The sequence below is a fragment of the Undibacterium hunanense genome, from assembly GCF_014284335.1.
In the GTDB taxonomy this organism is placed as follows: Bacteria; Pseudomonadota; Gammaproteobacteria; order Burkholderiales; family Burkholderiaceae_D; genus Undibacterium; species Undibacterium hunanense.
In genome coordinates this window covers 289,937-304,814 of the sequence record NZ_JACOGF010000002.1, presented here as the reverse complement: position 1 = coordinate 304,814, position 14,878 = coordinate 289,937, and the positions used below count along the sequence as shown (strand labels likewise).

Below are 14,878 nucleotides of genomic sequence, written 5' to 3'. Positions count from 1 at the left end.
GGGGAGGTTTTTTTTGCACAATGCGTAGTCAATGGCTGCTAAAGTTCATTTACCAAGAACCTGTTGCAAAATCAATCTGGCGTTGTTGTGTCTTCTTACCGTGCGAATAAAGTGTGGTCTGCGTCGGCGCACGTGGCCGGAGGTGCCGGGCCATTTTAATTTTGCAACCGACTTTACAGGACTTACGCAGAATTGTCACAGCAAGGCTATCGCTTTTAGGAAACCTCCCTTGCAAGGGAGGTTCGTTTCGTCGGCAGGCAGCATTTGCCTGAAACCCCGACTACACCGTCAGCGATGCAGACAGTACTTTAGTACCGAATCTTGCTAAATGCGGGAGCTGCAACACAACTGGGGCGGTTTTGCGTAAGTCCTAATAATTTAAATATGTTTGGAATCCCTCATGAATAACCATGATCAACCAGCAGGATCAACGAAAGACGTGGTGGTAGCCATGTTTTTTATCAGCCTCTTATTCTTTATCCTGGGTTTTGCCACATGGCTGAATGGTTCGCTGATCCCCTTCCTGAAAATAGTCTGCGACCTCAACAACTTTCAGGCGCTGTGGGTGACGTTTGCCTTTTATATCGCCTACACCGTGATGGCCCTGCCATCGGCAGCCATACTTAGCCGTACCGGCTACAAGAATGGCATGACACTGGGTCTGGGCATTATGGCAGTGGGTGCGCTGCTATTCATTCCGGCTGCCAAGTCCAGCTTTTATGGTTTCTTTTTGCTGGCCCTGTTCACGCTGGCCACGGGCATGACGCTGATGCAAACGGCTATCAATCCCTACATCGTCTGCATAGGCTCACGCGAAAGCGCTGCCATGCGCATCAGCATCATGGGTCTGTTCAACAAGGGTGCGGGCATCGTGGTACCGCTGGTGTTTTCTGCGCTGATTTTATCTGGTATAGAAAAATATTCCGATACGGCCCTGGCTGCGCTGGATCATGCTGGCAGACTGGCCTTGCGCGCAGAGCTGTCATCGCGCCTGGTTTACCCGTATGCCATCATGGCGGCTGGCTTGCTGGTGGTAATGGTGATCGTACATTTTTCTTCACTGCCAGAATTACATGCGGAAGAAGAAAAGAACCAGCCAGAAGTCACGAAAGTCAAGAAATGGGGCGTGCTGCAATACCCGCAACTGGTGCTGGGCGCACTGTCGCTGTTTGCCTATGTCGGCGTCGAGGTCATCGCCGGTGACACCATAGGTCTGTATGGCCGCAATCTGGGCGTGCACAACTATACCGTGCTGACTTCTTACACCATGAGCTTCATGGTGCTGGGTTACATACTGGGTGCGACAACCATCCCCAGGCTGATGACACAAAGAACCGCCCTGCTGTTTTCTGCCGTTAGTGGCCTGCTGTTCACCATAGGCGTTGCGACCAGTTCAGCAACTGACACCAGCATTGCCAACGTCCTGGTCAGCTGGGCAGGCGTGCCGGTGGTGCCCAACACCGTTATGTTCCTGGCCATGCTGGGCCTGGCAAACGCGCTGGTCTGGCCATCCGTCTGGCCGCTGGCCTTGCAAGGCCTGGGTAAATATACGGCAGCCGGTTCTGCCCTGCTCATCATGGGTATTGCCGGTGGTGCCTTGCTGCCCATGCTGTACGGTAAGTTTTCAGATGCGGGCAATTCCCAAACTGCTTACTGGGTCATGCTGCCCTGCTATCTGATGATTTTCATGTATGCCATAAAGGGACATAAACTGCGCAGCTGGGGCAGCGCTACAGGGAAACTGGAAAGGGCAGATCAGGCAGGTTGATGAGCTATAACAATTTCTGTGACTCCACAGAAATTGTTACAACTTCGGTAATTTATTTGCACATAATTTCTTGCGCCAAAACATCACGCAGGCATAATGAACTATCAATATTGAATAGTCATTTGCCATGTTCAAACGCCTTCTTTCTGTTTTTAGCAATACCAAATCGTCCGACCAAACCGCACCGGAAACCACCACAACACCAGCAGCAACAGTAAAATTATCAACCAGCACCCCGGCACCAACACCGTCGGAGATGGACGAAGGCGAGCCAATCACAGTCTATGATGCACAAGGCCGACAGGTCGTGGTGCCGCGCAATGAATGGCGTGAAAAAGTCTTGTTGCCCAGCATCGCAGAAAAAGCGAATGACGCCGATGCCCTTTACAACGTCATCATGACTGCCTTGAATGATGGCTTTGCCAAAGACCTGGTAGCCGCAGCAGAACGCCTGCTGGCCATCGACACCATCGCCGAACGCGGCTACACCGTGCACGGTATCGTCTTGCTGGAAAACGGCCGATTACCAGAAGCTGAAGCGACGCTGAAAGCCGGCATGCAAAAGGTCGGTGCTACCGGCACCCTGCTGACCAATCTGGCCAAGGTTGTATGGGAAACCGGCAACGAAGCGGCAGCCAAGGACATCTTGTGGGAAGCCGTGCAAGCCGCCCCAAATCTGGAAAACGGCCTGATGTGGTGGCTGGCCATGGAACGCGAACAGCATGGTGACACCGCCTACGTGGATGCCCTGCACACCGTCTGCGCCCTGCCCCAGACCTGGCGTGCGCAACTGGTACTGGCACAATATTACCTGGAACAAAACCAGCCAGAAACCGCCGTCAACCTGTACCACAAGGTTCTGCATGCAAAACTGTTTGATGCCAGCGCCCTGGCCAGCATCTCCGGTGCACTGGGCAGTCACGGCCACCTCACCAACATCATCGAACTGATCGCCCCCGTCTACCAGCCAGAACGCCACGACCCCATGGCCGGCCTGAACCTGCTACGCGCCTACCAGCAACTGCGCCGCAACAAAGAGGGACAGGCTTTGCTGATCAAAATGCAAGCCGTAGACCTGGGGCCTTACCAGCGATATCTGGATGAATTTGTACGGAGTTTTGGGGAAATGCGGGTGGCTTAGGGGGCGATTAGTAATTACTCATAACACAATTTTTTGCTGATCAATTCGGACTAAAAAACCACCTTACACACGACCATAACCAGTATAATCCTATTGGAAAGTTAGATTAACTAACCATAATCTACAGAAAACCAATGGATTTCTCTTTACTCTTACCTGATGAGATTTGTGTAGAACTGGGCGAACGTGCGCGTGAGCGGCGTTTGCTTTTGAACATCAGCGTAGAAGAGTTGGCACAACGCATAGGCGTCTCTGCGCAAACAGTCAGCAGTTTTGAACGCACAGGCAAATGCACGCTGACTAACTTTGTCCGCATACTGGAGTCCTTGAATGCGACGCCAGATTTACAAACTGTGCTGACACCACAAACCAATAGCATAGAAGATATGCGGGCGAAATCTGCTGTGCAGGCCAGGCAGCGGGCATATCGCAAAACAAAAAGCTCAGCATGAAAGAGCTTAAAGTCAACTATACCGTACATGGCGAATCGCTTTGGCTGGGAACATTGGCCGACGATGGTAGTGATATCTTATTCCAGTATTCGCCTGTCGCCATTGCACGTGGTCTGGAACTATCTCCCATACGCCTGCCGCTCCGGCCAAATGCTTATCCTGACAAACAGGCTGATTACCTGCCCCTCATGCGCGTGCCAGGATTAATCTATGATTCCTTGCCTGATAGCTGGGGTTTCCAGTTGATGAACCGCCGCATGAAAGCCAAAGGCATAAATACTGAAACCGTCTCAGTACTGGATAGACTCGCCTATCTTGGTGACAACACCATGGGTGCTTTGACCTATGAGCCATGTAGCGAAAACAATCTCGAAGTCACAGACCTGACATTAATCGAGCTTGCAAAAGAAGTGCGGGCATTGGAGACAAACGATAGCCATGAGGTCTTGGATGAACTGGCTAAAGCAGGCGGATCACCCGGCGGTGCACGCCCCAAAGCACTGGTCTATTACAAACCAGCAACAGGGCAGATGAGTACCGAATACATACCCTCGGCAGAGGCCTGGCTCATCAAATTTCCTGCAAAAGAAGATGCCAAGGACAGTTGCGCACTGGAAGAACTATACGCGCGGCTGGCTCGCAAATGCGGCCTGGGCATGGGCGACACGCAATTCTTTGAATTACCCGATGGCCTGACCGCATTTGGCACCAAACGTTTTGACCGTGAACATGAACAACGTATCCACGTTCATTCATTAGCTGGTTTATTACACGTCAATTTTCAAATACCCGCCTTGGGCTACAGCGAATTCATGCGCGCAACGCGCAGGTTGACACGCGATGCAAGGGAATTAAAAAAGGCATTACAACGCTGCATCTTCAACGTATTGATGAACAACCGCGACGACCACGCCAAAAACCTGTCCTACCTGCTCAATACAAATCAGGAATGGGAACTCGCTCCACCTTACGACCTGACCTATTGCCCCGGTTACCAAGGCGAACACTTCATGGACGTTGCCGGCGAAGGCAAGTCACCAACGCAGGCACATATTTTAAAAGTGGCGCAAGACGGTGGGCTGAAAGAAAAAGATGCGCAGCATATGATTGATGAAGTGCTGGATTTAATTACTGCGAATGATTTCAAGAATACGGCGCGGGATTTGCCTATTTCAAGAAAAACATTGGCAATGGTGGGTAAGGCCATTGAAGCGAATCGATCAAGGTTGCTGGCTTAGAAGTGCTGACACATTTCACATACAGCGATTACCGTTCAAGCGACACTTGAAACAACCAACAGGTGTTCAGTGTCGATCCGACAGGAAATGCATGAACATCAGAACTGACTCCAACTGACGCCATTGCGCTGATTGCCGTTGACATTAAAAATACACAACATGCATTTCAGCCAAAATATTACCAAGCGATGGTGACAGCTCATCATGAATTGTCTCCCAACTATCTAGCTGAAGCTTTTCAAGCAAGTCATGCAGTTTTTTTGTTCCATAAAAATGTATAACGTTCCAAGTCAAATCGACATCAAATCCATTCTCTGCATCACCGTGCTGCAAAATCTCTCTAATTTTTTCAAAATGCTTCCCATGATAAGCCTCCATCCCAGGAAGCGGCTCAATAAGTTCTGCGGCCAGCATGCCGCATGTAAGAGAAATAACGTCTGTACGCCACTTTTGCGGCGTCATCCCATATTGCCCTCCATGCACATTTGGCAACATTGCGTTTGGCGAGAAGTCATCTAAGTTAGCCGTAATAACTTGTCGCTGTATATCAATACCGAATTTAAGCATGTCGTTTCTCATTGTCTCCGAAATTTGAATGTAGCCATATTTCCGTTGTTAATCCCTTTAGAAGCAAGACAGTTTATAACCAAGAAATTTACGCAAAGTAAGCAGGTAATATAAATTGAAGATAATCAAGCACTACTCACAAACCCAGCTATTGGATTTCTCAATCCTTGCCATCATATTTTGGTCAAAATGCCATATCTTGCGATCATTTTGTGAAAAGGAACATGCATATATTTCAAACAACTAACATTTACAAACGCTTACAACACAAAACCCCCTCCCCGCCCTTGTGATAATGTACCAATTCAGCAATACTTCGCCTACGCCGAATGCGCTGGTGGATTTTAATTATCCACACCTGTTCGCCGAATAGCTGCTGGCCGCTATCAATGGAATTGCCTGCCAGCATCCTGCAAGAATTTTGTTTTTGGAGAAGACTATGGGTCTGTGGAATAAGCTCAGCAATGAATTTATCGATATTGTCGAATGGCTGGATGACAGTCCCGATGTGATGGTGCATCGCTTTGAGCGCTATCAGAACGAAATCAAGATGGGTGCCAAGCTGACGGTGCGCGAAGGGCAGATTGCCGTGATGGTCAATGAAGGCCAGATGGGCAAGGGCCAGGTGGCAGATGTCTTCATGCCAGGCATGTATGACCTGTCGACTGAAAACATGCCTTTGCTGAGCACGCTCAAGGGTTGGAAGTATGGCTTTAACAGCCCTTTCAAGGCGGAAGTGTATTTCTTTAAGACCACCCGCTTTACCAACCTGAAATGGGGTACGGCTGGCCCGGCCACCATGCGCGACCCTGAATTTGGTGTGGTGCGTGTGACTGCCTTTGGTATCTATGGCATACGCATTGTTGATGCCAAGGCCATGCTGTCTGAACTGGTGGGCACCAAGGCTGACTTTACCACGCAGGATATAGAAGAAAACCTGCGCGGCAAGATAGGCATGCGCATCAAGGAAGTAATGCCTGAGATTGGCGTGCCAGTAATTGATCTGGAAGCCAAGGTCACCGAAGTGGGCAAGCGCATACAGGAAAAGATTGCTGCTGATTTTGTCCAGTTTGGTTTGGAACTGTGTGAAGTGCAGGTGCAGGACATAGGCTTGCCGGAAGAGGTGGAAAAAGCCATCGACCAGCAGGGTGCCATGCGCGTGATAGGTAACATGAACCAGTTTGCTCAGTACCAGGGCGCACAGGCTTTGCGTGATGCAGCACAAAACCCCGGCATGGCAGGCGCCATGATGGGTGTGGGTGTAGGCGGCATGTTAAGCCAGAGCATGGGCACGATGTTTGGTAATAATCCACAACCTGCTGCGGCCCCGGCTGCAAGCCCGGTATCTGCCCCTGCGGCGAGCGGTGGCATGCCGCCACCTTTGCCAACGGCAGTGCAATACTTTGTCGCGCAAAACGGCGCGCAGACTGGCCCGTTTGATTTGCCTGTGCTGCAATCGCATGTTGCCGGTGGCAGCCTGACGCGTGACAGCCTGGTATGGCGTCAGGGTATGGCTGCCTGGGGCAAGGCGGGTGAACAGTCGGATCTGTCTGGCCTGTTTGCTGCCATGCCGCCGCCACTGCTACCACAATAAAACCGGCTTCATGATGCGGCGTCGCACCCGGATGGGGGCGACGCCATTTCTGTTTTGTTCTGGAACCATCACCTGTGACAACAAAAAACTATCCCTGCAAATCTTGTGGTGCAAAGCTGGAATACGCGCCTGGCCAGCACGCCCTGCAATGCCCGTATTGCGGCGCCAAGAATGATATCCCTGAAGACCAGCAAGCCACGGTTGCGGCAGTAGAAGAGCTGGATTACCAGGCGTATCTGGCAGAACAGGCTGGCAATGAACCCATGCTCGCCAGTCAGCATGTGAAATGCACAGGTTGCGGGGCCGAATCGCAACTGGCGGCCAATCTGGTGTCTGACCGTTGCCCGTTTTGTTCGGTGCCACTGATAGCCGCTAACGCTTATGCCGCACGCAAGATCAGGCCCAAGGCGATTGCCCCGTTTGACATCAAGGAATCGGAAGCGCGTTCGAAATTTACGAACTGGGTGACAGGCTTGTGGTTTGCCCCCAATGCGCTGAAACGCGCCTACCGTGCAGAGCGCGGCCTGAAGGGTATCTACACCCCGTATTGGACCTATGATGCCGACAGCGACACCACCTATCAGGGCCAGCGCGGCGTTGATTACACGGTAACAGAAACCTATACCGAAAACGGTGAAACCAAGAGCCGCCAGGTCACAAGAACCAACTGGTACCCGGCGGTAGGTGCGGTACAGGTGCCGTTTGATGATGTCCTGGTAGTCGGTTCAAAAACCCTGCCCACTTCGTATGCAGAAAACCTGGCACCGTGGCGTCTGGATAAATTGCAAGGCTATCGCGACGATTATGTATCCGGCTTCACGGTAGAAGCGTATCAGGTTGGTCTGGAACCGGGCTTTGTGGATGCACAGGGCAAGATGGAAGACGAAATCCGCAATGCCATCTGCCGCGACATCGGTGGTGACCACCAGCGCATTACCGCCATGCAACCGCGCTATTCCAATATCAGCTTCAAGCACATCCTGCTGCCTATCTGGCTGTCTTCGTATAAATACGGCGACAAGACCTACCGCTTTCTGGTCAATGGCCAGACGGGCGAAGTACAGGGTGAACGCCCGTATTCAGCATGGAAGATCGCCGGGGCGGTATTGCTGGGTGTGATTGTGGTTGGGGTGTTGATTATGCTGGGGCATAAGTAAGCTAGCGATGGTTTCTGACTTCAAGTGCCTTGACTGCAAACTCCAATTTTCCGTTGGTGGCTATGACAGCCATCGTTTTTGGACTGGGTATAGCGGTTTCGTCTTATCGGTCTGCCGCCATTGTGGTACGCGTCACTCAATCGAGGTAGCCTTACATGATAGAGGTGAAGAGTTTTGGAAAATTTTTGAAATTGTTATCGATGTGATTTCTGAGCATAGTCGTGTTGCAATGATGATGCAACTACGCCAAGTAAAACAAATGAGTCTAGAAGAGGCAAGGCAGACTATAAACAATCTGCCTTTCACTTTTAAACAGGAATTGACAGAGGATGAAGCAAAAGACATATCAGAGGAACTTAGTGTTCTCGGTATCGGAACTACAATACGCGTTTACGAACACCGTAAGAATCCCCATTTTGGCCCGTTAATGACCAACAAGCTAAGGTCACCAGGCTCACCAAATTTTAGCGACGAAGACGAACAGAGAACCGTGCAACTGATTGATTTTGAAGGAAATATCTTCCTTGAAAACGGCGATATCAACTCATCAATAACATGCGCTTATTGCCACAAGGATCAATCATTAGTCAGAACATGGTCACCCGAATGCAATTGTCCAAATTGTCAAGGCCGTCTGAAGATTACTTCAGAGTGGATCACATAATTCATCCACTCAAATCATGCCTAAATTTTCGCAAGAAAACTTCATTCAAACTGCTTCTTAAACTCCGCAAATTGCAGGCTCAAATCGCTGACCTGCTGCTTCAGTTGCGCGACTTCTGCTTCCAGCTGACCAACTCTGTCAGCTTTTGAACCACCGCCAGCACTGACTGGGTGGCTGACTTCTGCCTGGTCCAGGCTTTCTTCATCGCAAGACAGCAGGTGCGCATAGCGTGGTTCCTTGGTGCCCGGCGTCAGGTTCAGGCGGGCGACCAGGGGTGGGTATTTGTCGATGAGGTAATCGAGGCATTTTTCCACTTCTGCTACGGTAGCAAATTCATGCAGGCGGCCAACGCGGCTGCGGATTTCGCCTGCGGTCTGAAAACCGCGCAGCATGAGGATGCTCAGTACAGCCACCTTGGGTTGGTCCAGCATCCACTTGATACGCATGCGGTGTTCATACTTGGCGACGCGGGCACCAGCCTGGTGGATGGCGTTGACCAGCTTTTTGGTGGCCAGCCTGTCTATGGCTTCCAGCACTTCGGCCTCGGTCACGGACATGACGGGGTCGCGACTGGTGAGCTGGTTACAGGCGTTCACCATCGCATTCAGGGACAGCGGGTAATTGTCTGGGGTGGCGGCTTCTTTTTCTGCCAGTGCGCCCAGTACCCGCACTTCAACTTCATCTAAAAACTGGGCATCTGCTGCGGCTGGGCTGCCTGATTCGGCGGTATTTTCTGTGTTCATGCTGATTCCTGTCATTGTTGCTGCGGCTGGCTAATACTCCGCAATGGCCTTATTGGCTTCATATTATCCTTAAAAATTGAAAATGTGACACCACAACGCGAGAAAACTGATTTATCGCCTCTTGCAAATAATTTCCAAAAACTTTAACCCCGTTTCTTTTGCTGCTCCGTTTAATGAACAAGACCCTCATTTTTTGGAGTGAACATGAAAACCTGGATAACTATCGTAACAACGCTGATCATGGCCTTACTGGCTCCCATAGCCAGTGCCGGGCAACTGGCTGCTGTCAGCATCATCAATCAGGCCACAGGCGAACGCCTGCCCATCTGGCGCCATCAGGGGGTGAACTATGTCGCGGGCAAGCCCGGTGACCGCTATGCGATAGAAATCAGGAACAAGACAGATGAACGGGTTTTATCTGTACTGTCCGTCGATGGCATCAATGTACTGACCGGTAGCACGGCTTCGCCGGCGCAGGCAGGTTATGTGCTGAACACCTGGCAAACCATGGAAGTGAAAGGCTGGCGCAAGAATATGGATGAAGTGGCGGCATTTTACTTCTCGCAACTGCCTGATTCCTATGCTGCCCGTACTGGCCGCCCCGACAATGTGGGCGTGATAGGCATTGCCCTGTTTCGTGAATACGTGGAACCTGCATACGTCAGACAAGAAGAGTATTCGCGCAATTCCGCTGCTACAGCACAGGCTCCTGTCCCTTCGTCCGCCCCTGCCCCTGCCATCACAGGCAGCATGGCAAAACGTGCCGACGGTGCAGAACTGGCTGATTCCAGGATAGGCACCGGACATGGAGAACGTCTGCCCAGCGCCGTGCGGTCTACGGATTTTCGTCGTGCTACGCCCATGGCAAATGAAATCATCAGCATCCATTACGACACCTATGCCCATCTGGTGGCACGCGGCATCATCCCGCGTACACGTCATGATCAGCCCAACCCCTTCCCCGGCGGCTTTGTGCCTGATCCGGAATAACTCTGAATAATTCCGAATAATCCCAAACAACTGCGCCTGCACCCGCCAGCATATAAAAAATAGCATTCCACAAAAAGGATACCCATCGTGAAAAAGCCCAGCACATTATTATTAGCCCTGATACTCGGCGGCTGCCAGTTGACCAATATGACAGAACGCACCGACCAAGGGCCGGGGGATACAAAAAAAACAGACAATGACCTGCATGCGAGTGACAGTCAGGATGGTCAGGAGGGCAAGGTCGCCAAAAGCAAAAAAGACATACTTCCGGCGCTGGCAGCAGAAGCTGCACCGGATGCAGCCAAACGCGACAATACGACACGCGGCAAAGAGTTACCAGAACTGATCAACAGTTATTTTGATTACCAGGTTGGCCATCGCATGTATATGCAGGTGGACAAGCCTTTGTACAAGCCGGGTGAAACCATCTGGTTCAAGACCTGGGATTTAAAAGCACGTACCTTAACGGGCAGTGATCAATCTCAAACCCGGGTCGAGCTGATTTCGCCCAAAGGTGCCACGGTCCTGAAAAAGAATGTGGCCGTGGTGGCTGGTACAGCAAGCAATGATTTTGAAATCCCTGCGGATGCGCAGGGTGGTGAATATACCTTGCGTACCACCAGTGCAGATGGGCAAACAGTCGAACGTGCCATCATTGTGTCGGCATATGAAGCACCGCGCCTGAAAAAGAAGCTGGAATTCATCAAAAAATCGTATGGCGCCGGTGAACAGGTTAGCGCCACGGTAGAGGTCAAACGCCCCACTGGTGAGGTGCTGACAAACAAACAGATCACAGCCATCGTCACGGTAGATGGTGTGGAGCTGCCATGTGTCAAGGCCACGACCAATAGTGAAGGTGATGCCCTGGTCAAGTTTGATCTGCCAAAGAAAATAGATACCGGCGATGGCTTGTTGACGATACTGGTAGAAGATGGCGGCATTACCGAATCGATTTCCAAATCCATACCGATATTGCAGAAAAAGCTGGCACTGTCCTTCTTCCCCGAAGGTGGGAAAATGGTGGCTGGCCTGCCCACCCGTTTGTATTTTGAAGCCAGAAACAGATTGGGCAAACCCGCCGATGTCGAAGGCCGCCTGGTAGATGACCGGGGCAATACCGTGGCGCGCTTTGCGACGTATAAAAACGGTCTGGGCCGTATTGCCTTTACCCCTGCTACTGGCCGCAGCTATCATGCCGAAATCAGCAAACCCGATACGGTGACAGAAACCTATACCCTGCCGCTGGCCGAAGAAAGTGGCTGTGTGCTGCGTAGCTATGATGACCTGGATGGCCAGGAAAAAGACTTGCGTATTGCCGTGCAATGCTCGGAAAAACAAAAAGTGGTGGTGGCAGCAACCGTGCGTGAAAACCTGTTTGATGTGGGTGCCATCGAAGCCGGCCCCGACAAGCCCGCCGTGATTTACTTGCAGGCCAGTGATGCAGCTATCCGCAATGCGGCTGGTATTGCGCGGGTCACGGTATTTGATCAGGCCCTGACCCCACTCGCCGAAAGACTGGTGTTTCGCAATCGCCGCAACCGGCTCGACATCAAGGTAGAGACAGACAAGAAAAGCTATACCCCACGTGGCCAGGTCGCACTGTCCATCACCACCAGAGATATCAGCGGCAAACCCGTACCTGCCGAACTGGCGCTGGCGGTAGTCGATGATACGGTGCTGTCTTTTGCCGATGACAAGAGCGCCCACTTGCTGTCACGCCTGTTGCTGGAATCAGAATTGCCAGGCAAGGTGGAAGAACCCAATTTCTACATGGATCTGGCTGAAGAAAAAAGCGCTTTGGCGCTGGATATGCTGATGGGGACGCGTGGCTATCGCCGCTTTGACTGGGTGCCCGTTATCAACGCCTTCCACACGCAGATGGCACCTTTAGCCGCGCCGCTTGCCAGAGGCGGTTTTGCAGACCTGGTCAAGATGAAAATGCCTGAAGCACCGATGAAACCAGCCCCGCTTCCCAGCCCACCTATGCCATTGGCACTGCCGCCTGATATGAAAAAAGCAGCCGAAGGCAAACTGGTCATGCCAGTTGCGCAAAATCCAAATGTCGTCAAGGCAGAAGCCGAGATACGCCGCCGTCTACCACAGCAACGCGCGGCTGTCGCAGACATGCAAGCGGCAGCTGCGCCGGCAATGGTCATGATCCCGGAAGAAAGAGCCGTAGCAGGTAACTTCATGGCGAAAGAACTGGTGGACAAGGACTTTGCCCGTGCTGCCGCGAAAATGGATTTTCGCTTCGAAGAAGAACCGCTGGCCCTGGCACCGGTGCGCGTGTTCCCGGTACCGGCTTACCAGGCAAACCAGGTCAGCCATGATGGTCCTCGCGATGATTACCGCGAAACCGTCATGTGGGCACCATCGGTCAAGACAGATAAACAGGGCAAAGCCAGTGTGAAATTTTTCTTGTCTGATGCAGTAACTTCTTTCCGTGTTTCTACCGAAGGTGTGGGGGCGGCCGGTGGCCAGTCAGCGACCGGGCTGGCGGGACGCAATGAGACCGTCATCAAATCTTCACTGCCGTTTTCTTTGTCCGCCAAGCTGCCGCTGGAGATATCAGCCGGTGACCATCCTTTGATACCTGTAACGCTGACCAACGAAAGCGAGCAATCGATGCCGGTATCCATGGACAGCAGTTTTGGTGCCATGCTCAAGGCAAGCAGCGAAGCGGGCAAGCCCGGCAACGGCAAGCTGTCGGAAGTGCTGGGAGCAGGCCAGCGCAAGAGCCTGTTCATACCGGTAGAGGTGACCGGGGTACGCGGGCAGTCTGAAGTGCGTCTGTCTGCCACCGCAGCGGGCCTGAAAGATGAAATTTTGCGCAGCATCCCGGTGGTGGCACCCGGCTTTCCACAACTGTTCGAAAAATCCGGACAAATCAAAGGACAGGCCAGCCACGAACTTGATCTGAGCAAGGCCAGCAAGGGCAGCGCGCAGGCAAGTATCAAGGTGTACACATCGTCACTGTCAACCATGATATCGGGTCTGGAAGGCATGTTGCGTGAACCGAATGGCTGCTTCGAACAGACCTCGTCCACCAATTACCCCAATGTCATGATCATGCAATACCTGAAGCAGCATGACGTGGCAGACACCGCCTTGCTGGAACGCACCGGCAAGTTGCTCGACAGTGGCTATAAAAAACTGGCCGGATTTGAATCGCCGAAAAAAGGCTATGAATGGTTTGGCGGTGACCCCGGACATGAGGCTTTGACAGCCTATGGCCTGCTGGAATTTGCTGACATGAAACCAATCTACGGTGCCGTTGACCGGGCCATGCTGGAACGCACTGCGGCATGGCTGAAATCCAGACGCGACGGCAATGGCGGTTACCAGCGCGATGTCAAGGCACTGGACAGTTTTGGCCGCGCTACACCAGAAGTCACCGATGCCTATATCACCTGGGCGCTGGTGTCGGCAGGTGAAACTGGCCTCGACAAAGAAATTGCCCGCTCAGCCAGGCTGGCAGAAAACACGCAGGATGCCTATCAACTGGCACTGGCTACCGGCACCATGCTGGAAAAAGGCAGTGCGTCTGCCGTCACAGACAAGGCACGTCAGGCAGCGGTGAACAAACTGGCGGCAATGCAGGCAGCATCTGGCGCATGGACCAATGCCGATCATTCCATCACCCGCAGTGGCGGCAGCAATTTGCAGATAGAAACCACTTCACTGGCAATCTTGAGTATGTTGAAGGCTGGCGGCCATCTGGAACAGGCGCGCAAAGGCATAGACTGGCTGCAAAACAATCGCAGCGGCTTTGGCCAATGGGGTGCTACACAGGCAACCGTGCTGGCATTGAAAGCCATGATCGCCTTTGACAATGCCACCCGCATTGCCCCCACAGCCGGCAAGATCAGCCTGTTGATAGATGGCGTCGTGGTACGTGAACAAAATTACGAAGCTGGCCGACGTGAAGCTGTCATGTTCAACGACATTGATGACTTGCTGACACCAGGCAAACATAGCATCAGCCTGCTGTCAAAAAGCAGCGAAGCCCTGCCGTATTCAATTGCTGTTGAATACCGCACGACAGCGCCTGCTTCTTCAAAAGATGCTGTCATCAACCTCAATACCAGCCTGGCAAAAACGGACATGAAGATGGGTGAAACAGTGCGTCTGGATGCCGTCGTCAGCAATAGAACGCAGACTGGCCAACCCATGAGCCTGGTACGCCTGGGTTTGCCCGGTGGCCTGACTTTCCAGAACTGGCAGTTGAAAGAAATGCGCGAAAAAGGCCAGATCGCCTTCTTTGAAACCCGTGCGCGTGAAGTGATACTCTACTTCCGTGACATGAAACCAGGCGAAGTCCGGAAACTGGCAATTGATCTGGTGGCAACCGTACCGGGCACCTATACCAGCCCGGCATCATCGGCCTACCTGTATTACAACGACACGGATAAAACGTGGACAACACCAATGAGCATAAGCATCACGCCTTGATGCGATGACACGATGTAGCAAGCCCCGTTACCTGGCATCACATTGGTGGTGTCAGGTAACGGGAAACGTCGCATATAAAGGCACTGAAAAAGACACTGGGTTGTCAAATGCA

At 52.1% G+C, this 14,878-nt stretch carries 11 protein-coding genes; 9 read left to right on the top strand and 2 right to left on the bottom strand.

What is annotated here, in order from left to right; all coding sequences use genetic code 11:
- The first annotated feature begins 400 nt into the window (after positions 1 to 400).
- The 4 genes from H8L32_RS04500 to H8L32_RS04485 all read left to right on the top strand — a co-directional run bounded on the left by H8L32_RS04500 (position 401) and on the right by H8L32_RS04485 (position 4,599).
- Complete coding sequence (locus H8L32_RS04500; RefSeq protein WP_222619193.1) at positions 401 to 1,768, top strand: sugar MFS transporter; 1,368 nt, start codon at positions 401 to 403, stop codon at positions 1,766 to 1,768.
- 127 nt (positions 1,769 to 1,895) lie between these two features.
- A complete protein-coding gene (locus H8L32_RS04495) occupies positions 1,896 to 2,909 on the top strand; it encodes a tetratricopeptide repeat protein (RefSeq protein WP_186945969.1) in 1,014 nt (337 codons plus the stop codon).
- A gap of 134 nt (positions 2,910 to 3,043) precedes the next feature.
- Positions 3,044 to 3,361: a helix-turn-helix domain-containing protein gene (locus tag H8L32_RS04490; protein ID WP_186945968.1), complete on the top strand. Its 318-nt coding sequence runs from the start codon at positions 3,044 to 3,046 to the stop codon at positions 3,359 to 3,361.
- Positions 3,358 to 4,599, top strand: a complete 1,242-nt coding sequence (locus H8L32_RS04485) for a type II toxin-antitoxin system HipA family toxin (protein WP_186945967.1) — start codon at positions 3,358 to 3,360, stop codon at positions 4,597 to 4,599. The genes H8L32_RS04490 and H8L32_RS04485 overlap by 4 nt, the downstream gene beginning before the upstream one ends.
- 144 nt (positions 4,600 to 4,743) lie before the next feature.
- On the opposite strand, the gene H8L32_RS04480 is transcribed toward H8L32_RS04485, so the two are convergent.
- Positions 4,744 to 5,166 (bottom strand): hypothetical protein, encoded by a 423-nt coding sequence (locus H8L32_RS04480; RefSeq protein ID WP_186945966.1) that lies wholly within the window; start codon positions 5,164 to 5,166, stop codon positions 4,744 to 4,746.
- A gap of 439 nt (positions 5,167 to 5,605) precedes the next feature.
- Between H8L32_RS04480 and H8L32_RS04475 the strand changes: the two genes are divergently transcribed.
- The 3 genes from H8L32_RS04475 to H8L32_RS04465 all read left to right on the top strand — a co-directional run bounded on the left by H8L32_RS04475 (position 5,606) and on the right by H8L32_RS04465 (position 8,581).
- Complete coding sequence (locus H8L32_RS04475) at positions 5,606 to 6,760, top strand: SPFH domain-containing protein (RefSeq protein ID WP_186945965.1); 1,155 nt, start codon at positions 5,606 to 5,608, stop codon at positions 6,758 to 6,760.
- A gap of 74 nt (positions 6,761 to 6,834) precedes the next feature.
- Positions 6,835 to 7,917, top strand: coding sequence for a hypothetical protein (locus H8L32_RS04470; RefSeq protein ID WP_186945964.1), 1,083 nt, complete (start codon positions 6,835 to 6,837; stop codon positions 7,915 to 7,917).
- A 7-nt stretch (positions 7,918 to 7,924) separates the two neighbouring features.
- Positions 7,925 to 8,581: a ribosomal protein L7/L12 gene (locus tag H8L32_RS04465; RefSeq protein ID WP_186945963.1), complete on the top strand. Its 657-nt coding sequence runs from the start codon at positions 7,925 to 7,927 to the stop codon at positions 8,579 to 8,581.
- Positions 8,582 to 8,622: 41 nt separating this feature from the next.
- Here the strand turns inward: H8L32_RS04465 and H8L32_RS04460 are convergent, their stop codons facing one another.
- The gene (locus H8L32_RS04460; RefSeq protein ID WP_186945962.1) at positions 8,623 to 9,324 is read right to left on the bottom strand and encodes a YceH family protein; all 702 of its coding nucleotides are present in this window, start codon (positions 9,322 to 9,324) and stop codon (positions 8,623 to 8,625) included.
- A gap of 204 nt (positions 9,325 to 9,528) precedes the next feature.
- Here H8L32_RS04460 and H8L32_RS04455 point away from each other — a divergent pair, with 204 nt between their 5' ends.
- Together H8L32_RS04455 and H8L32_RS04450 are read left to right on the top strand one after the other, a co-directional pair.
- Positions 9,529 to 10,314: a hypothetical protein gene (locus tag H8L32_RS04455; RefSeq protein WP_186945961.1), complete on the top strand. Its 786-nt coding sequence runs from the start codon at positions 9,529 to 9,531 to the stop codon at positions 10,312 to 10,314.
- Positions 10,315 to 10,401: 87 nt separating this feature from the next.
- Positions 10,402 to 14,766 (top strand): MG2 domain-containing protein, encoded by a 4,365-nt coding sequence (locus H8L32_RS04450; protein ID WP_186945960.1) that lies wholly within the window; start codon positions 10,402 to 10,404, stop codon positions 14,764 to 14,766.
- The last annotated feature ends 112 nt before the right edge of the window (positions 14,767 to 14,878 follow it).